Origin of the sequence: Actinomadura sp. NPDC048021 (genome assembly GCF_040653135.1) — a bacterium.
Classification (GTDB): domain Bacteria; phylum Actinomycetota; class Actinomycetes; order Streptosporangiales; family Streptosporangiaceae; genus Spirillospora; species Spirillospora verrucosospora.
In genome coordinates this window covers 135,793-156,601 of sequence record NZ_JBEZJQ010000012.1, presented here as the reverse complement: position 1 = coordinate 156,601, position 20,809 = coordinate 135,793, and the positions used below count along the sequence as shown (strand labels likewise).

Here is a 20,809-nt window from a genome sequence, read left to right as displayed (position 1 = left end):
AGCCGGGGCAAAGGTTCTTTTTACGGCTGGTTGCGCCTACGATCCTCAGCGGACTGTTCCGGCACATCAGGAGAACGACGTGCGCTTGCGTCTCACGCCGCGTGAGGACAGCTTCTACGACATGTTCGCCGACTCGGCGAACAACCTGGTCACCGGCGCCAGGCTGCTCGTGGAACTCATCAGCGACGGCGCCGACCGGGCGGCGATCGCGGAGAAGATGCGCGCCTGCGAACACGCAGGCGACGAAAACACCCATGCGATCATGCGACGGTTGAACGAAACGTTCATCACGCCCTTCGACCGTGAGGACATCTACCGGCTGGCCTCCACGATCGACGACGTCATGGACGAGATGGAGGAGGCCGCGGACCTCGTCGTCCTCTACAAGATCGACGAGTTCCCGAAGGGCATCGTCCACATGGTCGAGGTTCTGGAGCGCGCCGCCGAACTGACCGCCGAGGCCATGCCCCGGCTGCGGTCGATGAAGGAGCTCAACGAGTACTGGATCGAGATCAACCGGCTGGAGAACCAGGGCGACCAGGTCTACCGCAAGCTGCTGGCCCAGCTGTTCAGCGGTGAGTACGACACCCTGACCGTGCTGAAGCTCAAGCAGATCATCGACCGGCTGGAGGACGCCGCCGACGCCTTCGAGCATGTGGCGAACACGGTCGAGACCATCGCGGTCAAGGAATCATGAGCGCTGCCGAGGACCCCGGCGCCACCCTCACCCGAGAGTCCCCGGCCAACGCCGAGACGCTGGGGGAGCAGGCGACCCGCCGGGTATCCGGACGCGCCTGGCTGCTCCTGCTGGCGGGCGTGCTGGTCGTCATGATCGCGGGCGCGCTGGGCCTTCGCTCGGGCGCGCAGACGGCGGTGCTGATCCTCGTCGTCGTGGTGGCCCTGGTGTTCGACTACACCAACGGGTTCCACGACGCGGCCAACGCGATCGCCACGGCGGTCTCGACCCGGGCGCTCACCCCGCGGGTGGCGCTCGGCATGGCGGCCGCGATGAACATGATCGGTGCCCTGCTCGGCGTCGGCGTCGCCAAGACGATCAGCGAGGTGATCACGCCGCCGACCGGCCTGCACGGCCTCACCGTCGTCGCAGCGGGGGTACTGGGCGCGATCACCTGGAACCTGATCACCTGGTACTTCGGGCTGCCGTCGTCGTCCTCGCACGCGCTGATCGGCGGGGTCGTCGGCGCCGGGCTGGCCTCGCTGTCGGAGGTCAACTGGTCCAGCGTCATCGACAAGGTCGCGGTGCCGATGGTGCTGTCCCCGGTGGTCGGGTTCTGTCTCGCCTACCTGGTCATGGTCGCGATCCTGTGGATCTTCCGGCGGTCCAACCCGAGCAGGGTCGGCCGCCGGTTCCGCATCGCGCAGACGATGTCCGCGGCGTCCCTCGCGCTCGGCCACGGGCTGCAGGACGCCCAGAAGACGATGGGCATCATCGTCCTCGCGCTGGTCACGACCGGGCACTCGGACGGCAAGTCCGTGCCCTGGTGGGTGATCATCGCGTGTGCGGGCGCGCTGTCGGCCGGGACCTACGCGGGCGGCTGGCGCATCATGCGCACGCTGGGCCGCAAGGTGATCGAGGTCGATCCGCCGAAGGGGTTCGCCGCCGAAGCGACCGCCTCGGTCGTCCTGTACGCGACCGCCTTCATCTGGCACGCTCCAATCTCCACCACCCACACGATCACCTCGGCGATCATGGGGTCGGGCGCCACCAAGCGGCTCTCCGCGGTCCGCTGGGGCGTCGCCGGCAACATCCTCGTCGCGTGGGTGCTGACGATGCCCGCCGCCGCGGCGGTCGCGGCGATCGTCTACTACGTCGTCCACTTCTTCGGCGCGTGATACCGGGGCCCTCGCCCCTGGTCGAACGCCGGACCGGCATGCGCGCGGCCCGTGCGCCCGGACGCCCTGAGGCGTCCCGGCACACGGGCCGCGCCCGTGCTCACCGGCCCGGGATCGCGCTCACCGGTCCGGAAGGGTGCTCACTTGCCCGAGATGCGGTTCAGCGCGGGCGGGGAGACCGTCCCCTGGGCGGTGAAGTAGGCGACGAACGCGTCCAGGTCGATGGGGCCGAGGACCTGGTCCTTGCCCTGGGTGAAGACGGAGAAGCCGTCACCGCCGCCCAGGAGGAAGTTGTTCGCCGCGACCTTGTAGACGGCGGCGGGGTCGACCGGGGTCCCGTCGATGGTGATCGCCGAGACGCGGTCGCCGACGGGCTTGGCGCGGTCGATGGCGAAGTGCAGATTCGCCGACGGCTGGAGGATCTTCTCGCCCGCCGACGTCCACTGCTGTTCCAGCAGGGCGTCGATCTGCGCGCCGGTCAGCGACGTCACGCCCATCACGTTGCTGAACGGCTGCACGGCGAACGCCTCGCCGTAGGTGACGATCCCGTCCTCACTCTCCGAGCCGCTCTTCTTGTAGACGAGGTCGGTGCGCACGCCGCCCGGGTTCATCAGCGCGACCTGGGCGCCGAGGTCCCTGGTCCCGGCGAGCTGGCCGTCGGCGATGACGTCGCCGAGCGCGGTCTCGCCCGCGGCGGACGGGGCGCGGGTCAGATCAGCGGTGATCTTGCCGATGGGCTTGTCGGCGATCGTGGAGACCCGGTCCTTCCAGGTCTGCACGAACGTCTGCGTCGCCGGGTCCGGCGGGACGTCCCGCGTGACGACGTGGTTGTCGGCCCTGACCGAGGACCGCACGATGTCGCCGGTCCGCCGGTTCACCCTGAGGTTCACCTCGGTGATGACGCGGCCGAAGGACGAGCCGGAGGAGAACAGCCGCGGGTTGCCCGCCGGGTCCTGGACCGAGCAGAGGTACTGCTGGTGGGTGTGCCCCGACAGCACCATGTCGATCTCCGGGTCGGCCTGCTGCGCGATGCGCGTCCCGGCGCCCGGCACGACGCCGCACTCGTCCGGCCGCTCGCCCGACTTGACCTGGTCGCCCTCGTGCACGAGCACGACCATCGCGCGGACGCGGCGGCGCTTCAGCTCGCGCGCGGCCCGGTTCGCGGCGTCCACCTCGTCCTGGAACTTCAGGTCCTTGATGCCCTCGGCCGTGACGATGCTCGGGGTGGTCTTGGTGACGAGGCCGATGAAGCCGATCCGGACGCCGTTGATGCGGCGGATCGTCCAGGGCTTGACGGCGGGCCGGTCATTCTTCTTCAGCAGGACGTTGGCGCCGAGGTAGTCGAACTTCGCGCCGCGCCACCGTCCCGCCGGGGAACAGCCGTCGACGGGGTGGCAGCCGCCGTTCTGGATGCGCAGCAGCTCCTGGTAGCCCTCGTCGAACTCGTGGTTGCCGACCGCCGACGCGGTGACGCCGGCGTCGCCGAGGAACTGCACGGACGGTTCGTCGTGGTAGGCGGCCGAGATCAGGGGCGAGGCGCCGATCAGGTCGCCCTGCGCGACGGTGAGGGTGTCGCGGTCGCGCAGCCGCTTGAGGTGGGCGGCGACGTAGGCGGCGCCGCCCGCGGGCACGGCGTCGCCGTTCTCGTCGATGGCCGTCCCGGAGCTGCCGGACGGGGGTTCGAGGTTGCCGTGGAAGTCGTTCAGCGCGAGCAGCCGCACGGACGCGGTGGGCGCGGGGCGCGCGGCGGCGGGTTGCGCGGCCACGCCCACGACCGTCACCCCCGCCGCGGCGCAGGCCAGTAAGGTCCGTCGTCGAATCATTCTGAGGACGCTAGGTTCGCTCGGCATACGGTTCCCGGCGGCCCGATGACGTTTTCATGACGAATCGATCAGGAGCTGAGTCGATCATGGGGGAGGCGGATCGGGCGTCCGTGTGGCGGCCGGCGGCGTCGGCATAGGGTGTGGACCGTGAGTGAGCTGCGGGCGCGCGGGACGCTGGGGGACGACGAGGTGGCCGGGGCGCTGGAGTCGGCCAGGGCCGCGACCGAGGCCGACGGGGTGGGGCCGCTGTCGGAGCACGCTCTGCTGGCCCTGCGGGGCGGCCGGTCCGGGCTCGCGGTGACCGACGGCGGGACCGTCGTCGCCTACGCCCACTTCGATCCGGCGTCCGGGGAGGAACCCGCGGCGGGCGAGCTGGTCGTCCATCCGGAGCACCGGCGCCGGGGGTACGGGCGGGCGCTGCTGCGCGCCCTGAAGAACGAGGCCGGAGGGCCGCTGCGGGTGTGGGCGCACGGTGATCTCCCGGCCGCCGCCGCGCTCGCGTCCGCCGAGGGGATGGGGCGGGCCCGCGCGCTGTTCCAGATGCGGCGCCCGGCGGCCGATCCGCTGCCGGAGGCGCGCGTCGCCGGGGGCGTGACGATCCGCGCCTTCGAGCCGGGGCGGGACGAGGGCGCCTGGCTGGAGGTGAACGCCCGCGCGTTCGCCGACCACCCGGAGCAGGGCGCCTGGACGATGGACGACGTCCGCGAGCGCGAGGCCGAGGACTGGTTCGACCCGGGCGGCTTCTTCCTCGCCGAGCGGGACGGCCGGCTCGCCGGCTTCCACTGGACGAAGGTGCACCCGGGCGGCGTCGGCGAGGTCTACGTCGTGGGCGTCGACCCGTCCGCGCAGGGCCTCGGGCTCGGCCGCACGCTCACCCTGCGGGGCCTGCACCACCTGCGCGACATCGGCATGGACCAGATCATGCTTTACGTGGACGAGTCGAACACCGCGGCCGTCCGCCTGTACGAGTCACTCGGCTTCACCCGCCACGCCGTTGACGTCATGTACGCCGCCACCGCGTAGCGCCCGTCACCGTCTGGCGCCCGCCACCCTGTAGCGGTTCGGGCGCCGGATGAGGCCCGCTCCCCGGGGCGCTCCGCGGGGGTGCCCGGCCCGCCTCGTGAACGCCCGCGACCTCGGGAAATCCGTGGTTCCCCGGATGCCGGTCGGCCAACCCTCCCTGGAGGCGTCTCGACCGGGATTTTGGGGCGATGAGCTGCGATGTTAACCCGGTGTCCACGGCAAATCGGGGCATTCTTCGCAACTGTGCTCGTCTGCGTTCATTTGCCGTTCACCTGGATCGGGGCGGCTGGTCACCTCGCCTGCCTAGCGTCGCACTCGACGGCGAACCCGTCGTCCGGTCGACATGGGCCGGGGCGGCTCGGGGGACCCGCCCGACGAAACTCAAGGAGACCCTCCGGTGAAGAACGGTTCCCGACTCGCTGCTCTGGGCGGTGTGGTCGTAGCGGGGGCGCTGGCCCTCTCCGCCTGCGGGAGCGACAACAACACGACGGCGAGTTCGAGCGCCGCGCCGTCCGGCGACATCGACTGCGCGAAGGCCAGCGTCAACGCCGCCGGGTCGAGCGCGCAGAAGAACGCGATGGAGGAGTGGACGAAGCTCTACTCGTCCAAGTGCGCGGGCGCCAACCTGAACTACAACCCGAGCGGCTCGGGTGCGGGCATCCAGGCGTTCACGAGCGGTCAGGTGGCCTTCGCCGGCTCCGACTCGTCCCTCAAGCCCGAAGAGGCCGCCGCCGCGCAGAAGCGCTGCCAGGGGAGCAACGCGCTGAACCTGCCGATGGTCGTCGGCCCGATCGCGGTCGTGTACAACGTGCAGGGCGTGGACGGCCTGAAGGTCTCGCCCGAGACGCTCGCGAGCATCTTCTCCGGCAAGATCAAGACCTGGAACGATCCGGCGATCGCCAAGGAGAACGACGGCGCCAAGCTGCCGTCGCAGCCGATCAAGCCGATCTACCGGTCGGACGAGTCCGGCACCACCGAGAACTTCACGAACTACCTGCACACCACCGCGCCGAAGACCTGGACGTGGGAGAAGGCCAAGAAGTGGCCGAACTCCACCGGCCAGGGCGCGCCGAAGTCCGACGGCGTCACCAGCCAGGTGAAGAGCACCGCGGGCGCGATCTCCTACGTGGAGATGTCGTACGCGGAGAACAACAAGCTGCAGACCGCGCACGTCAAGAACGGCGCGGGCGAGTTCGCCGAGCTGTCGCCCGACAGCGCCTCCAAGGCCGTCGCCGGCGCGCAGGTCACCGGCACCGGCAACGACGTCGCGCTGAAGATCGACTACGCGACCAAGGAGCCGGGCGCCTACCCGATCGTCCTGGTCACCTACGAGATCGCGTGCGAGAAGGGGCTGCCCTCCGAGCAGGGCAAGTTCGTCAAGTCCTTCCTCACCTACACCTCCAGCGCGGACGGCCAGAAGATCCTGACCGACAAGGGCTACGCGCCGCTCCCCCAGAGCGTGCTGACCAAGGTCCAGGCGTCCGTCAAGGCCCTGTCCTGACAGCAGAAGACGGGAACCGCAGCCCCGCCGCCGAGCACATCGGCGGCGGGGCCGACGCGGGTTCCGGCGACATGATCGAAGGAGGACGTCCCGTGATGAGCGAGACCGGCGTCGGCGCGGCCGCCGGCGTCGACCGCCCTGCCGCCGCGAGGCGGATGAGCACCGGGCGCGCCGGAGACAAGATCTTCGTCTCGGCGGCCCGCGGCTCGGGCATCATCGTGCTGCTGATCATGGCCGCGATCGCGGTCTTCCTCGTGTGGAAGGCCGTTCCGGCGCTGCAGGACAACAAGGCGAACTTCCTGACCGCGGAGGAATGGAACCCGAACGCCGCGCCGCCGAGGTTCGGCATCGCGCAGCTCGCGTTCGGGACGGTCGTGTCGTCGCTGCTGGCGATGCTCATCGCGACGCCGGTCGCGGTCGGCATCGCGCTGTTCATCTCCTTCTACTCGCCGCGGCGGCTCGCCTCCGGGCTCGGGTACGTCGTGGACCTGCTCGCGGCGGTGCCGAGCATCGTCTACGGGCTCTGGGGCCTGGTCTTCCTGTCCCGGCACATGGAGGGGATCAGCGCGTTCCTGAACTCCGTCCTCGGCTGGATCCCGATCTTCGGGGGCGACTCTCCCGGCAAGAACTCGATCTTCACCGCCTCCGTGGTGCTCGCGATCATGATCCTGCCGATCATCTCGTCGATCTCGCGCGAGGTGTTCCTGCAGGTGCCGCGGGCCAACGTGGAGGCCGCGCTCGCGCTCGGCGCCACCCGCTGGGAGACGATCCGGATGGCGGTGCTGCCCTACGGACGCTCCGGCATGATCGGCGGCGCCATGCTCGGGCTCGGCCGCGCCATGGGCGAGACGATCGCGGTCGCGATGGTCCTCACCTTCGTGCCCGGGATCAACATCCACCTGCTGGAGAACGGCGGCGCCACGTTCGCCTCCAACATCGCCAACAGCTTCGCCGAGGCGTCCACCACCGGGCGCGGCGCCCTCATCGCCTCCGGCCTGGTGCTGTTCGTGATCACCCTGCTCGTGAACATGGCCGCCCGCGCGGTCGTCGCGCGCCGGAAGGAGTTCGTGTGACCACCGTCTCCACCAGCAAGCCCGCCCCCGGCGCCCGGCTGGGGCCGGTGTCCGCCGGGCGCAAGATCAAGGACCGGGCCGTCCAGGGCCTGGTCTACCTCGCGTTCGCGCTGGCGCTCATCCCCCTGGTGTCGGTCCTGTGGACCGTGGTCGTGAACGGCGCCAAGCGCCTCGACCTGACGTTCTTCCAGTTCTCGATGAACGCCGTCAGCGGCAGCGACGCCGGCGGCGGCGCCTACCACGCGATCATCGGCACGCTGGAGCAGGTGCTGATCACCAGCCTGATCGCCGTGCCGATCGCCGTGCTCACCGCCATCTACCTGGTGGAGTACGCCGGCAACGGGCGGCTCGGCAAGGTCATCAGCTTCACCGTGGACGTGATGACCGGCATCCCGTCGATCGTCGCGGGCCTGTTCGTGCTGGCGCTGTGGCTGCTGACGTTCGGCTTCGACTTCTCCGGACTCGCCGGATCCCTCGCCCTGACGATCCTGATGATCCCCACGGTGGTGCGGGCGACCGAAGAGATGCTCAAGCTCGTCCCGAACGACCTGCGCGAGGCGTCCTACGCGCTCGGGGTGCCGCGCTGGCGGACGATCTGCTTCGTCATCCTCCCGACCGCGATGACCGGCATCGTCACCGGCGTGATGCTCGCCGTCGCCCGCGTGATGGGCGAGACGGCGCCGCTGCTGCTCACGATCTTCTTCACCAAGGCGATCAACAACGACCCGTTCGACGGCGCGCAGGCCTCGCTGCCCACCTTCATCTGGGAGCAGGCCGCCGACCCCAACCAGAACTCGATCGACCGGGCCTGGACGGGGGCGCTCGTGCTGATCGGGATCATCATGCTGCTCAACCTGGTCGCCCGGCTCGTCGCGCGGCGCAAGGCGCCCGCGGGGCGCTGATCCCCCCTTGGTTCGACAGCCGCGCACGCGCGGAGCCCGCTGACCCAGAGAAAGGAACCCTGACCCCATGGCCAAGCGGATCGAGGTATCCGGGCTGCACGCCTACTACGGCGGCGTCCACGCCATCGAGGACATCTCGATGACGATCGAGCCGCGCTCGGTGACGGCGTTCATCGGGCCGTCGGGCTGCGGCAAGTCCACGTTCCTGCGCACCCTGAACCGGATGCACGAGGTCATCCCGGGCGCCCGCGTCGAGGGCAAGGTGATGCTGGACGAGGAGGACCTCTACGACTCGGCCGTCGACCCGGTCGCGGTGCGGCGCGTCGTCGGGATGGTGTTCCAGCGGCCCAACCCGTTCCCCACCATGTCGATCTACGACAACGTGGCGGCCGGGCTCAAGCTGAACGGCGTCCGCCGCAAGGGCCGGCTGGACGAGGTCGTCGAGGAGTCGCTGCGCGGGGCCAACCTGTGGAACGAGGTCAAGGACCGGCTCGCCAAGCCCGGCGCCGGCCTGTCGGGCGGACAGCAGCAGCGGCTGTGCATCGCGCGGGCGATCGCCGTCCAGCCGCAGGTGCTGCTGATGGACGAGCCGTGCTCGGCCCTCGACCCGATCTCCACCCTCGCGATCGAGGACCTGATCGAGAAGCTGAAGACGCAGTACACGATCGTGATCGTCACGCACAACATGCAGCAGGCGGCCCGGGTCAGCGACCGCACCGCGTTCTTCAACATCGCGGGGACGGGCAAGCCCGGCAAGCTCATCGAGATCGACGACACCAGCAAGATCTTCGCGAACCCGGAGCAGAAGGCCACCGAGGACTACATCACCGGCCGCTTCGGCTGATCCCGGCCCGATCGGTCCCGGAGCCGGTCTTCGGCTCCGGGCTTTCCGCGCGTCTCGGAGCCTTCCCGGCCCGCTGGGACGCTCGGACTCCATCTCTCCGTTCGGCGGAGGCCATTTCTTCGCGCTTCCAGGCGTCGCGAACGGTGCGGACGTCATCGGCGGGGCATTGCCCCTAGGGATCGATCGCCGCCCCGCGCAGTCGGTGCGTGACGGGCGGGATCGCCAGTCGTCCCGACGCTTGGGTGGTGGAGAGATGCGCAGGCCCTCGGTCCTGGCCGCGTCCATGGTCGTGGTCGGCACGGCGGCGCTGAGCTCTGGCTGCGGCGGCGAGGGAGTCGCGCCTTCCCCGCGCACCAGTGCGGCGGCGCGCAGCCCGATCGAGCACGTCGTCGTGATCTACGGGGAGAACGTCTCCTTCGACCACTACTTCGGGACGTATCCGAAGGCCGCCAACACCGACGGCACGCCGTTCCACGCCGCGCCGGGCACGCCGAAGGCCGACGGGCTGAGCGGACGCCTCCTGACGAGGAACCCCAACCGGTACGACCCGAGGCGGCTCGGTCCTTCCCAGGCCCTCACCTGCGACCAGGACCACGGCTACGCCGCCGAGCAGAAGGCGGTCAACGGCGGCCGCATGGACAGGTTCGTCGAGTTCACCGAGCGCGGTGAGTGCGGCGGCCGGCCGCACTTTTTCAGCGGGCCCGGCCTCGTCATGGACTACTACGACGGCAACACGGTCACCGCCATGTGGAACTACGCCCAGAACTATGCGATGAGCGACAACTCCTGGGATTCGGTGTTCGGGCCGTCCACCCCCGGCGCCCTCAATCTCGTCTCAGGGCAGACGCACGGCGGTTACGCGGTCGACCCGAAGACGCACGAGAAAGTCTCGGATCCGTCGGTCGTCTCGTCCCCGGACGGGGACGGCGTGGGCACGGTCATCAACGACCCTGATCCGGCGTTCGACGACTGCTCCGGCGACGGCCACGCGTCCGGCGGCGGCCTCACCGTCATGACCGGCCGCAATATCGGCGACCTCCTGAACGCGAAGCACGTGACGTGGGGCTGGTTCCAGGGCGGTTTCCGTCCGACCGGCACGAGGAACGGCTACAAGGTCTGCGGCGCCGCGCACGCCAACATCGGCAAGAGCCGGGTCGTCGACTACAGCCCGCACCACGAGCCGTTCCAGTACTACAGGTCGACGGCCAACGAGAAGCACCTGCCTCCGTCAGGGGTGGCTGCGATCGGCCACACCGACCAGGCCAACCACCAGTACGACCTGGCCGACTTCCACGCCGCCCTCGCCGCGCACCGCATGCCGGCCGTCTCCTTCCTCAAGGCCCCCGCCTATCAGGACGGCCACGCCGGCTACTCCGATCCTCTGGACGAGCAGAGGTTCGTCGCGTCCACCGTCAACGCGATCGAGAAGTCCCCCGAATGGGCCTCGACGGCGGTGATCCTCGCCTACGACGACTCCGACGGCTGGTACGACCACGTCCCGCCGCGCATCACGAACGGTTCGGCCGACCCCGCGCAGGACGGGCCGGCCTGCCGGAAGGTCGGGGCGGCCGGGGGCTACCAGGACCGGTGCGGGCCTAGCCAGCGGCTGCCCCTGATCGTGATCTCGCCGTACGCCAGGGTGAACCACGTCGACCACCGCCCTTCGGAGCAGGCGTCGATCCTGCGCTTCATCGAGGACAACTGGGGCGCCGGCCGTATCGGAGACGCCTCCTTCGACACCCGCGCCAATGCGTTGGACTCGATGTTCGACTTCTCCGGCGCGAGGGCGCCCCGCGTCCTCATCGACCCGGACACCGGAGCGGTCGCCGGGAGGCCCTGAACGCCCTCTGGCCGGCCAGTCAGGGCGAGACGGCGTCCAGGACCACCACCGGGATGTCGCGTTCGGAGGTGGCCTGGTAGGTGTCGTAGAGGGGGAAGACCGCGGTCATCCGGGCCCAGAGCGGTGGCTTCTCCTGCGGAGTGGCGGTGCGGGCCTGTGCGACGAAGGTGTCGGCTCCGAGCTGCACGGTCACCTGCGGGTGCGCGGTGAGGTTGAGGTACCAGGCGGGAGGCTGGGCGGCTCCGGCGTTCGAGGCCACCAGCAGGTAACGGTCCTGGTCCCGGCCGTAGATCAGCGCGGTGCGGCGCAGTTTGCCGGACCGGCGGCCTCGCGTGGTGAGCAGCAGCGTCGGCCAGCCCTGGTAGAGGTGTCCTTGGACGCCGCCGGTCTCCAGGTAGGCGCGGATGTGGTCGGCGACCCAGGGCGTGGGGCTGTCGAAGATCTCGTTCATCGCCACAACTCCTTCAGCTGTCATGAGCCCCCCATGCGTCAGCTGGCCGACTGGCTGTCATGCGAGCCGTCGAACGTCACCGGCATAGTCGACGGTCTGGAACGTCGCGGCTTGGTGACCCGTCAGCCCGCGCCGGGTGACCGTCGTGTCAAGCATGTGGTGCTCACCGAAGCCGGGGAGAGCAAACGCCGGCAGTTGCGGTCCAGGGCCCACGCGCTGGCTCGGAACTTCTTCGAGCTGCCCGGCTCCGACCAGAGGCACCTTCGTGACTTGCTCGCACGTGTTCTGACCGGGCCGCCGACGGGCGTGGACGCGGCATCCGGCTGACGCGTCACCGACCTGTGCGGTCGGGCGCGGGGGTGCTGGTGTTGTGGATCAGTTGCCGGAGCACCTTCAGGGCGGTGACGTAGTCGGCGTCGTCTATGCCCCGGTGGATGAGGTCGCGGATCGCGGGGGCGTGCTCCTTCCACTCGGTTCGGGTCCTCTCTCCCGCCTCGGTGATCCACAGGCGTCCGTCGCCGTCGCGGGTCGACCAGCCGTGCTCCAGGAGGACCTTCGACTCGGCCTCCAGGTCGTCCTCCGGCCTCAGGTAGGACTTCATGGCCTCCCGCAGTTCGGGGATGGTCATGCCGTGGCCGTCGGGCGAGAGGTCGTTCTTCGACAGGTTGCGGAGCAGCCAGAACTGCGGCTGCGTGAAGCCGAACTCAGCCTGCCGGGCTCGGGTGAACGCGATGAGGGCCTCGTAGGCCAATCCGGTCCAGTAGGCGGCCGGCTGGGCGGCCAGTTCGGCGTCGGAGACTTCTCCGGTCTTCATGTGCGGTGTCCCCCATTGGTTGATCACTAGTACGGGAACCGTAGAACCTGAAGTTAAGTTGAGGTCAAGGCGTCGAGGGCCGTGCCGCGGCGGGAACGGCCGCGAGCGCGGTGGGAGCGCCGGGAACCAGTCCGGTTCCCCAAGCGTCGGACGGCCGGAAAACCTCCGACAGAAGGAGTGCCGTGTTCGACCAAGTCTCCACCGACGTGCCGCCGCCCGCCGAACTCTGGGCCCAGGGCGTCGTCAAAGCCATGATGGCCCCCTACCTCGACGACTGCTCCGGACAGGTCCACGTGGACGGCGGCTTCCTGCGCACCGAGGACATCGGGAACGGCTTCTGGGCCCTGCGCTGGGTGGAGGGCGGCCGGGCGCTGCTGTACGGCTACGACAACGAGGCCTCCGACACGCACATCCAGGACCTGCCCGTCGACCTGCTCGCCGGAGGCCCGGCGTGGCTGCCGTGGGAATGGCTCCAGAACCTTCTGGTGGACGAGGACTACTCCGTGGCCTTCCTGCGCTGGTGGGACGGCTCCTGGGGCGGCCCCCCGCTTCCCGAACACGTGGACGACGGGCTCGCCATCATCCTGGCCGACGGGGCCGAGCGCATGGACGAGTTCATCGACGAGGACGGATCCCCGTCGGCGCTGGCGTACCAGGACCTGATGCGCGCGGTGACCGCCGGGAACGTCGAGCGTCCCGCCGTCGAGGCGCTGCTCGCGGCGCTGGACGCGGGGGACGCCGACCCGCGCGAAGCGCTCGACGTGGCCGCCCGGGCGGGCGTCACCCGGGATGAGGAGCTGGTGGAGCTCCCCGCCGGCCGGGGCGAGCCGTCCGACCGGTGGGTCCCGGTCTTCTACCACGACCACCTGCCCACGGTGACGGCCATGGCGGAGCGCGAGGGCATCGAGATCGCCGAGCTTCCCGGCTCCGAGCCGCCCACCCTGAAGGCGCCGCCCCGATTCTGCTTCAACGGCGCGCCCGAGTCTTCCGGGTCCTGACCGGCCGGAGGTCAGGGGCGCGTGCTGGTCCTGTGGACGAGGGACCATGCCGCCGCCCGGAAGTCCGGCCGGCCCAGGACGATCCGCGCGCAGGACGCGCCCTGGTCGCGCAGGGACTGGGCGACCGTGGTCAGGCCCAGCGGTGCCGCGGCCGCCGCGTCGTCCCACCCGGTGATCGCCACGTCGCCGGGGACGGAGCGGCCGGCGGCGCGGACCGCGCGGAGGACTCCGGACGCCTGCTGGTCGCTCATCGCGGCGATCGCGTCCGGCGGCTCCGCCGAGGCCAGGAGGGCCGCGGCGACCCGCTCCGCCTCGGCGGCGTCGTTGCGTGCGCACACCGCGACGGTCACGTCCCGCCAGGCGATCCCGGCGTCCTCGGCCGCCTGCCGGTAGCCCTCCAGGCGGTCGCGCGTCACCGGGAAGGCGGCCTTGGGGAGGGCCGCGCCCTTGGTGATCATGGTGCGCCGGTCGCGGGAGAGCGGGAAGCTCACCACGGCGGGGCGCTCGGCGCCCGCCCAGGCGGCGGCGCCGACCGCGCGGGCCGCCGCGCGGTTGTCGATGCCCACCAGGGCCATGCCGCCGACCGCCGGGCCCCCGTGGACCACCGCGGGGCGCCTCGTCGCCCGGACCGCCGCCAGGACGGGGTCGTCGTCGGAGGTGGTCCAGACGATGAAGCCGTCGACGGCGGCGTCGGTGATCCGGGTGACGTCGTCGGCAGTGCCCGTGACGGGGACGAGGGTCATGCCGTACCCGTGCTCGCCGCAGACGCCGGCGACGCCCGCCATGAAGGACACCGCCTCCGGGTCCTCGAACGCGTAGCCCAGATGCTCGCCCATCACCACGCCGAGCGTGCGGTTGCTGCCTCGGCGCAGGGACCGGGCGCTCGGGTCGGGGCCGGCGTAGCCCAGTTCGGCCGCCGCGGCGAGGACCCTGGATCTGGCCTGGTCCGAGACGCGGTTCGGGCGGTTGTAGGTGTAGGAGGCGGTCATGACGGACACGCCTGCCCGTTCCGCCACCTGGGCCAGGGTCACGCGCTTCGCGCCTCCTGACGGCTCCATGAGACCTCATGCTAGTTGTGTATCGTTACACACATGGGTGTCGGGACCTCGTGGCGCGCGTTCGTGGGGTTCGCTGCGTTCGGGGCGTTCTGGGGGGTGTGGGGCGCGTCGGTGCCCCGCGTCCAGGACCAGGCGGGGATCGGGGACGGCGCGCTCGGCTTCGCGCTGCTGTTCGTGGGCGCGGGCGCCCTCCCGGCGATGCTGCTGACGGGGCGGGCGCTGGACCGGTGGGGGCCGGGAGTCGCGGGCGCCGCCCTCGCGGCGTTGGGCGGGGCCGGAGTCGTGGTGGCGTTCACCGCCGCGAACCTTGCCGGGCTGTGCGCCGGGCTCGCGATGGTGGGCGCCGCCAGCGGGGCGGCCGATGTGGGCATCAACGCGGTCGCCGGGGTGGCGGAGAGAGCCGCCGGCAAGGCGGTCATCACCCGGGCCCACGGTGTCTTCTCCGGTCTCGTGGTGCTCGCGAGCCTCGCCAGTGGGGCGGCGTCGCCCCTGCCGCTCGTGGTGCCGTTCGTGGCGGCGGGTGGCGCCTGCGTGGCCGCCGGGACGTGCCTGTGGGCGTTTCCCGGTGACTTCGTCGTCCGGCGTGAGGCGGCGGCGCCGTTGGGGCGGCACCGGATCGTCCCGCTGCTGCTCATCGGGGTTCTGGGCGCGCTTGCGTTCGCCGGCGAGAACGCGCACCAGAGCTGGAGCGCGGTCTTCGCCGACGACGAGCTGCACGCGGGCGGGCTCGGCGCCGTCGCGCCCGCCGTCTTCGCCGGGACGGTGGCGATCACGCGGTTCTCGGCGGGCGGGGCGAGGGCCGTCCGCGGGATCCTTCTCGCCGGGGCGGCCGGAGCCGCGGGCGGAGCCCTGGTCATCGCGGTCGCGTCCACGCCGGCGGTCGCCGGGGCCGGGCTCGCGACGGCCGCCGCCGGGACCGCCGTGCTGTTCCCGACGCTGCTCCGCCTGGTCGCCCGGAACGTCGGCGACGACCACCGGGGGCGCGCGACGTCGGTCGTCACGACCGTGTCCTACCTCGGGTTCCTCGCCGGGCCGGTCTATGTCGGGCTCTGGGCGGAGGCCGTCGGGCTGCGCGGCGCCATGGTCGCGGTCGCGGCGCTCGCGGTCGTCCTCTTCGCCCTGACCCCGCTGCTGCTCCGTCTGAGCGGCTTCGCCGGCGGGGAGCGGGGCGGTCAGGCGCGGGCGGGGGTCTTCTCCTCGGCGTCGCCCGGGCGGTGGTCGGGGACGAAGCGGTAGCCGACGTTGCGGACGGTGCCGATCAGGGACTCGTACTCGGCGCCGAGCTTGGCGCGCAGGCGGCGGACGTGGACGTCGACCGTGCGGGTGCCGCCGAAGTAGTCGTAGCCCCAGACCTCCTGGAGGAGCTGGGCCCGCGTGAAGACGCGGCCCGGGTGCTGGGCCAGGTACTTCAGCAGCTCGAACTCCTTGAACGTCAGGTCGAGGACGCGGCCGCGCAGCCGGGCGGTGTAGGTGGCCTCGTCGATCGTGAGGTCGCCGCTGCGGATCTCGCCGGGGACCTCGTCGGCCTCCGCGCCCGCCGCGGCCCGTCCGAGGGCCAGGCGGAGGCGCGCCTCGACCTCGGCGGGGCCCGCGGTCTGGAGCAGCACGTCGTCCAGGCCCCACTCGGAGCTCAGGGCGGCGAGACCGCCCTCGGTGACGATCGCGAGCAGCGGGCAGTCGAGTCCGGTGGTGCGCAGCAGGCGGCACAGGCCCTTGGCCTGGACCAGGTCGCGGCGGGCGTCCACCAGGACGACGTCGGCCGGCGGCGCGTCGATGAGCGCGGAGCCCTCGGCGGGCGCCACGCGCACGGAGTGCAGCAGAAGTCCCAGCGCCGGCAGGACCTCGTCAGAGGGCTCCAACGCGTTGGTCAGCAAGAGCAAGCTGCTCAATGCCGCCTCCCGTCCCTAAAAGACGTAGGACCCAGGCGGCCCACCCCCAAGACCGGCGCACGGCCGGCGGCTCGAAGACGAGGCGGCCATGCAGAGCCTTGCGGATGAACTCCATGGCCTCGTCGCCCGGATCCCTCACCCCTGAGCATAACCGAGGTGCCTCCGGCGGCCATGTCGCGGCCTGGCCGGACCGTGTCAGCGGGAACCGTGTCAGCGGGAGATGAGAGCCTGGAGGCATGGCCAAGGGAACGATGCGGTACTGGGCGGCCGCCAAGTCCGCCGCGGGGACGCACGAGGAGCCGTACGACGCGGCGACGCTGGAGGACGCGGTCGCCGCGGCCAGGGCCGGGCGCGGCGACGAGTTCGCCCGGGTCGTCGGGCGGAGTTCGTTCCTGGTCGACGGGGATCCGGTCGGGACGCGGCCGCACGCGTCGGTGACGCTGCCGGAGGGCGGGGTCGTGGAGGTGCTGCCGCCCTTCGCGGGAGGCTGAGCGGGCGGCTGAGCGGGCGGCTGAGCGGGGGCGGAGGAGGTGGCTGATCTCACACCGGGGTGATTTTCCCGGCTCAGAGGTCATTCTCCGGAGCGACCCTTTTTGGGTGGTTCGTTCACTATCGTGTGGCGAACGCATGCGCCAGGCCTAAGGAGAGACATGCGGAAAGTACTGCTGGTCCTGCTGATCCTCGTGGCCGCGGGGCTGGTCGCCGCGGACCGGCTGGGGGTCAGGATCGCGGAGGACAAGATCGGCGAGCAGGTGGCCGCGCAGTACAACCTCCAGGAGCGGCCGGACGTCACGATCCACGGCATCCCGTTCCTGACGCAGGCGGTCGGCGGCGAGTACAAGCACATCGAGGTGGGGATCGGCGACTGGACGCAGCAGGGCGTGACCGTCACCGGCGTCAAGGTCGACATGCGGGGCGTCGACGCGCCGCTGTCGGAGGTCACCAAGGGCAGCGCCGCGAACGTGACCGCGCGCACCGCGACCGCCTCGGCCGTCGTCCCCTACGACGTGATCCAGAAGCAGGCGCCCAAGGAGGTCAAGCGGATCGGGCCGAAGGGCGACGACCTGTCGGTGGACCTGACCGGCAACGTCCTCGGGTTCCCGGTGAACGGCACCGCGGTCGTGGAGGTCAGGCCGACCGCCAAGGGCATCGCGATCTCGCCCGTGTCGGTGGGGTCGAACGGCGCCGCGCAGATCCCGCTGGCGCTGGTGAAGCGGCAGCTCACGTGGGTGGTGCCCGTCTCCGACCTGCCCGTCGGGTCGCGGATCAGCAAGATCGAGCCGACGCCGGACGGGCTGCGCGTGGCGGCGACCGCCGAGAACGTCCGGCTGAACGATCTCCAGGCGCCCGCGCAGAAGTAATCCCGGAACCCGTGAACCGCGCCGGGGGAGCGTACGTGACAGTGGTGTGGGACCGACCGCCGACGAGGGGCTGCTGCGCGCCCTGTACAGCGAGCACGGGGGCGCCCTCCTCGGCTACGTCCTGCGGCTGACCGGCGGAGACCGAACCCAGGCAGAGGACGTCGTGCAGGAGACGCTGCTGCGCGCTTGGAAGCATCCGGAGGCCCTCGCGGGCCGCCCCGTCCGGCCGTGGCTGTTCACGGTCGCGCGGAACCTCGTCGTGGACGCGCACCGCGCCAGGCGGGCCCGGCCGCCGGAGACGGGCATCGACGAGCACGTCCTGATGACCGCCGACGGCTCCGACGACATCGACCGGGCGCTAGAGTCCTGGACGGTCGCCGAGGCGCTGGCCGGGCTCAGCCCGCCGCACCGGGCCGTCCTGGTCGAGACCTTCTACCGGGGCCGCTCCGTCGCGGAGGCGTCGGAGACGCTGGGCATCCCGCCGGGCACCGTGAAGTCCCGCACCTACTACGCGCTGCGGGCGCTCAGGCTCGCGCTGGAGGAGCGGGGGCTGGCGCCGTGAGCGGCTGCACGCGGGCGCGCACCGCGCTCGGGTCGTACGTGCTCGGCGCGCTCGATCCAGGCGAGCGCGCCGAACTGGAGGCCCACCTGCGGGACTGCCCCGCCTGCCGCGACGAGCTCGCCGGGATGGCCGGCCTGCCCGCGCTGCTCGGACGGGTCGACGAGGCGCAGCTGGAAGGGATCGCCGGACCGCCGCCCGAACTGCTGGACGGGCTGCTGGCCAGGGCGGCCGAGCGGCGGAGGGGACGGCTCGGACCGCTGGGGCGCCTGGCCGGCGGGCGGGCCGCGGGGTGGGCCCCGCTCGCCGCCGCGGCGTGCCTGCTGCTGGTCGTCGGGGGCCTGTTCGGCGGCCTGGTGTTCCCGTCGCGGACCGGCGGGACCGGCGGCGCGGGCGCCAAGCCGCCGCCGTCCACGGCGTCCCCCGCGCCGGGGGCGGCGGGGGAGCGGATCACCGCGGAGGACCCCAGGACCGCCGTCAAGGGCTACGTGGTGCTCCGCCGCAAGCCGTGGGGGACCGAGGTGGAGCTGCACCTGGCCGGCGTCCCGAAGGGGTCGCACTGCCGGCTGCAGGTGATCGCCCGGGACGGGCGCCGGGACGCGCTCGGCAGCTGGTACGTCCCGTACGACGAGGGCTACGGCGAGTACCGCGGGTCCACGATGTTCCCGCGCGGCCAGCTGTTCTCCTTCGAGATCGTCGGCCTGGACGGGCGGCCCCTCCTCACGATTCCCACGTGACCGGGAGCGGCCCGGCGGGCGGCGGGCGGTGAGAGAAGGCGGACCGCGGGAAGAAAAGCGCAGGCCCCGGGGTTGTCGCACGAGATGATCGGAGCATTGATCGCGGCGGGCGTCCTGCTCGCGGCCACGGCGTTCGGCCTGGTGAGGCGGCGCCGTGACGGCGTGCTGCGCGCCCGGCGAGGGGAGGGCGGGCAGGTGGGCGAGACCGTCGGCCCGGACGACATGGGCGCCGAACTCGGCGAGAAGGCCACGCTGCTGCAGTTCTCCAGCGCCTTCTGCGCGCCGTGCCGGGCCACCCGCCGGGTCCTCGGCGAGGTGAGCCGGATGGTGGAGGGCGTGGCCCATGTCGAGCTCGACGCGGAGGCGCACCTCGATCTCGTCCGGCGGCTGAACGTCGTGCGGACGCCGACCGTCCTCGTCCTGGACGGGGCCGGCCGCGTCGTCCGGCGCGCCGCGGGCGCGCCCCGCAAGCCCGATGTCATCGCCGCTCTGGGGGAGGTCATCACGTGAGTCACTCCCTGAGCCGCAGCCTCATGACCTGCGCTAAGACGAATGTCACTGTCTCGCAAGGCGAGACGGATGTGACAGCCCGTGGATTGTCGGCTTAACATCGTGTCCGTGCGTTACTGGACAGAGCAGATGCTCACGAAGCGCCGCGCGGTGGACTTCTGCCGCGTGGCCGCCTCGCTCTGTCGCATGGCCTGAGGCATCGAGCCCGTCCGCCCCCGAGCACCTTCTCCTTCTAGCTCGTACGCACGCTTCCACTCCGCCAGGAGATCCCCGATGCAGGTCGATCCACGCGGGCCGCGCTTCGGCGCCTCCGTCACCACGGCCGTCCTCGTCGTCGTCCTGGTGACCGGAAGCTGGGCACTGCTCGCCGCTCAGGCCGTCGTGTTCGCCATCGCGACCTCCTTCGGCCTTCGGTACGCCCCGTACGGACTGGTGTTCAAAGTGCTCATCCGTCCCCGTCTCGCCCCGCCCAGGGAACTGGAGGACGAGGCCGCGCCCCGCTTCGCGCAGGGTGTCGGGTTCGCCTTCGCCCTCCTGGGCACCGTCGGGTACGCGACGGGAACGACCTGGCTCGGCATCGGTGCCACCGCCCTCGCACTGGCGGCGGCGTTCCTGAACGCGGCGTTCGGGTTCTGCCTCGGCTGCGAGATGTATCCGCTCTTCCGCCGCATCACCGCGAAAGTCCGCTCCGAAGGGAAGGTTCCCGCATGAGCCGCTCAGACGTCCTGGTGGACACCGACTGGGTCGAGGCCCACCTTGACGACCCCGGGCTCGTGCTCGTCGAGGTCGACGAGGACGTGTCCGCCTACGACAAGGGCCACATCCGTGGCGCCGTGAAGATCGACTGGAAGACCGAGCTCCAGGACCCGGTCCGCCGCGACTTCGTCGACAGGACCGGCTTCGAGCAGCTGCTGTCGAGCAAGGGCATCGCGAACGACGACCTGGTCATCCTGTACGGCGGGAACAACAACTGGTTCGCGGCGTACGCGTACTGGTACTTCAAGCTGTACGGCCACGACAAGGTGAAGCTCCTCGACGGCGGCCGCAAGAAGTGGGAGCTGGACTCCCGCGAGCTGGTCACCGACGTCCCGAGCCGTCCCGCGACCCAGTACAAGGCCAAGGACCAGGACCTGACGATCCGCGCCTTCCGCGACGAGGTCGTCGACGCGATCGGCAAGCAGAACCTGATCGACGTCCGTTCGCCCGACGAGTTCAGCGGCAAGCTGCTCGCCCCGGCGCACCTGCCGCAGGAGCAGTCGCAGCGCGCCGGCCACGTGCCGACCGCGGCCAACATCCCGTGGTCGAAGGCGGCCAACGACGACGGCACGTTCAAGTCCGACGAGGAGCTCCGCGCCCTCTACACCGAGGCCGGGGTCGACCTGAACAAGGACACCATCGCCTACTGCCGCATCGGCGAGCGCTCCTCGCACACGTGGTTCGCGCTGCGCGAGCTGCTGGGCCTGGAGAACGTGAAGAACTACGACGGTTCGTGGACCGAGTACGGCTCGCTCGTCGGCGTGCCGATCGAGCTCGGCGCAGGCAAGTAAGTCCCGCAGCACCACACTTGGAGGA

24 protein-coding genes are annotated in these 20,809 nt (G+C 71.2%); 19 read left to right on the top strand and 5 right to left on the bottom strand.

Translation table 11 applies throughout. From position 1 onward, the window contains the following. Positions 1-79 precede the first annotated feature (79 nt). Together AB0C87_RS21485 and AB0C87_RS21480 are read left to right on the top strand one after the other, a co-directional pair. A complete protein-coding gene (locus tag AB0C87_RS21485; RefSeq protein ID WP_179844413.1) occupies positions 80-697 on the top strand; it encodes a DUF47 family protein in 618 nt (205 codons plus the stop codon). Then, a complete protein-coding gene (locus tag AB0C87_RS21480) occupies positions 694-1,854 on the top strand; it encodes an inorganic phosphate transporter (protein WP_345172761.1) in 1,161 nt (386 codons plus the stop codon). The genes AB0C87_RS21485 and AB0C87_RS21480 overlap by 4 nt, the downstream gene beginning before the upstream one ends. A gap of 140 nt (positions 1,855-1,994) precedes the next feature. Here the strand turns inward: AB0C87_RS21480 and AB0C87_RS21475 are convergent, their stop codons facing one another. Next, positions 1,995-3,677: a bifunctional metallophosphatase/5'-nucleotidase gene (locus AB0C87_RS21475; RefSeq protein ID WP_360579152.1), complete on the bottom strand. Its 1,683-nt coding sequence runs from the start codon at positions 3,675-3,677 to the stop codon at positions 1,995-1,997. A gap of 156 nt (positions 3,678-3,833) precedes the next feature. On the opposite strand from AB0C87_RS21475, the gene mshD reads away from it, so the two are divergent. From mshD to AB0C87_RS21445, 6 genes are all read left to right on the top strand, one after another. Then, the gene (mshD, locus tag AB0C87_RS21470) at positions 3,834-4,700 is read left to right on the top strand and encodes a mycothiol synthase (protein WP_353831854.1); all 867 of its coding nucleotides are present in this window, start codon (positions 3,834-3,836) and stop codon (positions 4,698-4,700) included. Between the two features lie 397 nt (positions 4,701-5,097). Beyond that, on the top strand, positions 5,098-6,201 hold the full coding sequence (gene pstS, locus AB0C87_RS21465; RefSeq protein WP_345172765.1) for a phosphate ABC transporter substrate-binding protein PstS: 1,104 nt from the start codon (positions 5,098-5,100) through the stop codon (positions 6,199-6,201). Positions 6,202-6,293: 92 nt separating this feature from the next. After that, positions 6,294-7,274 carry a phosphate ABC transporter permease subunit PstC gene (gene pstC, locus AB0C87_RS21460; protein WP_345172767.1) on the top strand — a complete coding sequence of 327 codons (981 nt, stop codon included), beginning with the start codon at positions 6,294-6,296 and terminating at the stop codon, positions 7,272-7,274. Then, positions 7,271-8,176, top strand: coding sequence for a phosphate ABC transporter permease PstA (pstA, locus tag AB0C87_RS21455; RefSeq protein ID WP_353831818.1), 906 nt, complete (start codon positions 7,271-7,273; stop codon positions 8,174-8,176). The genes pstC and pstA overlap by 4 nt, the downstream gene beginning before the upstream one ends. A 67-nt stretch (positions 8,177-8,243) precedes the next feature. Beyond that, complete coding sequence (gene pstB / locus AB0C87_RS21450; protein WP_185031461.1) at positions 8,244-9,020, top strand: phosphate ABC transporter ATP-binding protein PstB; 777 nt, start codon at positions 8,244-8,246, stop codon at positions 9,018-9,020. Positions 9,021-9,273: 253 nt separating this feature from the next. Next, a complete protein-coding gene (locus AB0C87_RS21445; RefSeq protein ID WP_360579149.1) occupies positions 9,274-10,860 on the top strand; it encodes an alkaline phosphatase family protein in 1,587 nt (528 codons plus the stop codon). A gap of 19 nt (positions 10,861-10,879) precedes the next feature. Here AB0C87_RS21445 and AB0C87_RS21440 read toward each other — a convergent pair whose 3' ends face one another. Further along, entirely contained in the window at positions 10,880-11,311 is a 432-nt protein-coding gene (locus tag AB0C87_RS21440; protein ID WP_360579147.1) for a nitroreductase family deazaflavin-dependent oxidoreductase, read from the bottom strand. Between the two features lie 33 nt (positions 11,312-11,344). Here AB0C87_RS21440 and AB0C87_RS21435 point away from each other — a divergent pair, with 33 nt between their 5' ends. Further along, the gene (locus AB0C87_RS21435; RefSeq protein WP_353831815.1) at positions 11,345-11,638 is read left to right on the top strand and encodes a MarR family transcriptional regulator; all 294 of its coding nucleotides are present in this window, start codon (positions 11,345-11,347) and stop codon (positions 11,636-11,638) included. Positions 11,639-11,642: 4 nt separating this feature from the next. Here AB0C87_RS21435 and AB0C87_RS21430 read toward each other — a convergent pair whose 3' ends face one another. After that, on the bottom strand, positions 11,643-12,125 hold the full coding sequence (locus tag AB0C87_RS21430; protein WP_353831814.1) for a MarR family winged helix-turn-helix transcriptional regulator: 483 nt from the start codon (positions 12,123-12,125) through the stop codon (positions 11,643-11,645). A gap of 182 nt (positions 12,126-12,307) precedes the next feature. On the opposite strand from AB0C87_RS21430, the gene AB0C87_RS21425 reads away from it, so the two are divergent. After that, complete coding sequence (locus AB0C87_RS21425) at positions 12,308-13,123, top strand: hypothetical protein (RefSeq protein ID WP_345172782.1); 816 nt, start codon at positions 12,308-12,310, stop codon at positions 13,121-13,123. Between the two features lie 11 nt (positions 13,124-13,134). Here AB0C87_RS21425 and AB0C87_RS21420 read toward each other — a convergent pair whose 3' ends face one another. After that, on the bottom strand, positions 13,135-14,181 hold the full coding sequence (locus AB0C87_RS21420; protein WP_360579144.1) for a LacI family DNA-binding transcriptional regulator: 1,047 nt from the start codon (positions 14,179-14,181) through the stop codon (positions 13,135-13,137). 33 nt (positions 14,182-14,214) lie between these two features. Between AB0C87_RS21420 and AB0C87_RS21415 the strand changes: the two genes are divergently transcribed. Beyond that, on the top strand, positions 14,215-15,417 hold the full coding sequence (locus AB0C87_RS21415) for an MFS transporter (protein ID WP_360579142.1): 1,203 nt from the start codon (positions 14,215-14,217) through the stop codon (positions 15,415-15,417). Here the strand turns inward: AB0C87_RS21415 and AB0C87_RS21410 are convergent. Further along, positions 15,354-16,070 carry a response regulator transcription factor gene (locus AB0C87_RS21410; protein WP_345172786.1) on the bottom strand — a complete coding sequence of 239 codons (717 nt, stop codon included), beginning with the start codon at positions 16,068-16,070 and terminating at the stop codon, positions 15,354-15,356. The two genes, AB0C87_RS21415 and AB0C87_RS21410, sit on opposite strands and share 64 nt — an antisense overlap. A 236-nt stretch (positions 16,071-16,306) precedes the next feature. On the opposite strand from AB0C87_RS21410, the gene AB0C87_RS21405 reads away from it, so the two are divergent. From AB0C87_RS21405 to AB0C87_RS21370, 8 genes are all read left to right on the top strand, one after another. Beyond that, positions 16,307-16,561: a MoaD/ThiS family protein gene (locus tag AB0C87_RS21405; RefSeq protein ID WP_345172788.1), complete on the top strand. Its 255-nt coding sequence runs from the start codon at positions 16,307-16,309 to the stop codon at positions 16,559-16,561. A 159-nt stretch (positions 16,562-16,720) separates the two neighbouring features. Next, positions 16,721-17,431 carry a DUF2993 domain-containing protein gene (locus AB0C87_RS21400; protein ID WP_345172791.1) on the top strand — a complete coding sequence of 237 codons (711 nt, stop codon included), beginning with the start codon at positions 16,721-16,723 and terminating at the stop codon, positions 17,429-17,431. A 46-nt stretch (positions 17,432-17,477) separates the two neighbouring features. Next, positions 17,478-17,993, top strand: a complete 516-nt coding sequence (locus AB0C87_RS21395) for a sigma-70 family RNA polymerase sigma factor (RefSeq protein ID WP_345172792.1) — start codon at positions 17,478-17,480, stop codon at positions 17,991-17,993. Beyond that, entirely contained in the window at positions 17,990-18,727 is a 738-nt protein-coding gene (locus AB0C87_RS21390; protein ID WP_345172795.1) for a zf-HC2 domain-containing protein, read from the top strand. The genes AB0C87_RS21395 and AB0C87_RS21390 overlap by 4 nt, the downstream gene beginning before the upstream one ends. Before the next feature lie 84 nt (positions 18,728-18,811). Further along, positions 18,812-19,237: a thioredoxin family protein gene (locus AB0C87_RS21385; RefSeq protein ID WP_345172797.1), complete on the top strand. Its 426-nt coding sequence runs from the start codon at positions 18,812-18,814 to the stop codon at positions 19,235-19,237. A 129-nt stretch (positions 19,238-19,366) separates the two neighbouring features. Next, entirely contained in the window at positions 19,367-19,432 is a 66-nt protein-coding gene (locus AB0C87_RS21380; protein WP_353819285.1) for a putative leader peptide, read from the top strand. A 78-nt stretch (positions 19,433-19,510) separates the two neighbouring features. Continuing rightward, positions 19,511-19,948 (top strand): DUF4395 domain-containing protein, encoded by a 438-nt coding sequence (locus tag AB0C87_RS21375; RefSeq protein ID WP_345172799.1) that lies wholly within the window; start codon positions 19,511-19,513, stop codon positions 19,946-19,948. Continuing rightward, positions 19,945-20,784 carry a sulfurtransferase gene (locus tag AB0C87_RS21370; RefSeq protein WP_345172801.1) on the top strand — a complete coding sequence of 280 codons (840 nt, stop codon included), beginning with the start codon at positions 19,945-19,947 and terminating at the stop codon, positions 20,782-20,784. The genes AB0C87_RS21375 and AB0C87_RS21370 overlap by 4 nt, the downstream gene beginning before the upstream one ends. Positions 20,785-20,809: the final 25 nt, after the last annotated feature.

Coding starts and splice junctions, on each gene's coding strand:
- AB0C87_RS21430 (WP_353831814.1), bottom strand. CDS start 12,125: ATGAAGACCGGAGAAGTCTCCGACGCCGAACTGGCCGCCCAGCCGGCC.
- AB0C87_RS21445 (WP_360579149.1), top strand. CDS start 9,274: ATGCGCAGGCCCTCGGTCCTGGCCGCGTCCATGGTCGTGGTCGGCACG.
- AB0C87_RS21370 (WP_345172801.1), top strand. CDS start 19,945: ATGAGCCGCTCAGACGTCCTGGTGGACACCGACTGGGTCGAGGCCCAC.
- AB0C87_RS21415 (WP_360579142.1), top strand. CDS start 14,215: ATGGGTGTCGGGACCTCGTGGCGCGCGTTCGTGGGGTTCGCTGCGTTC.
- AB0C87_RS21440 (WP_360579147.1), bottom strand. CDS start 11,311: ATGAACGAGATCTTCGACAGCCCCACGCCCTGGGTCGCCGACCACATC.
- AB0C87_RS21400 (WP_345172791.1), top strand. CDS start 16,721: ATGCGGAAAGTACTGCTGGTCCTGCTGATCCTCGTGGCCGCGGGGCTG.
- AB0C87_RS21480 (WP_345172761.1), top strand. CDS start 694: ATGAGCGCTGCCGAGGACCCCGGCGCCACCCTCACCCGAGAGTCCCCG.
- AB0C87_RS21475 (WP_360579152.1), bottom strand. CDS start 3,677: ATGATTCGACGACGGACCTTACTGGCCTGCGCCGCGGCGGGGGTGACG.
- AB0C87_RS21405 (WP_345172788.1), top strand. CDS start 16,307: ATGGCCAAGGGAACGATGCGGTACTGGGCGGCCGCCAAGTCCGCCGCG.
- AB0C87_RS21375 (WP_345172799.1), top strand. CDS start 19,511: ATGCAGGTCGATCCACGCGGGCCGCGCTTCGGCGCCTCCGTCACCACG.
- AB0C87_RS21385 (WP_345172797.1), top strand. CDS start 18,812: ATGATCGGAGCATTGATCGCGGCGGGCGTCCTGCTCGCGGCCACGGCG.
- AB0C87_RS21435 (WP_353831815.1), top strand. CDS start 11,345: ATGCGTCAGCTGGCCGACTGGCTGTCATGCGAGCCGTCGAACGTCACC.
- pstB (WP_185031461.1), top strand. CDS start 8,244: ATGGCCAAGCGGATCGAGGTATCCGGGCTGCACGCCTACTACGGCGGC.
- AB0C87_RS21420 (WP_360579144.1), bottom strand. CDS start 14,181: ATGGAGCCGTCAGGAGGCGCGAAGCGCGTGACCCTGGCCCAGGTGGCG.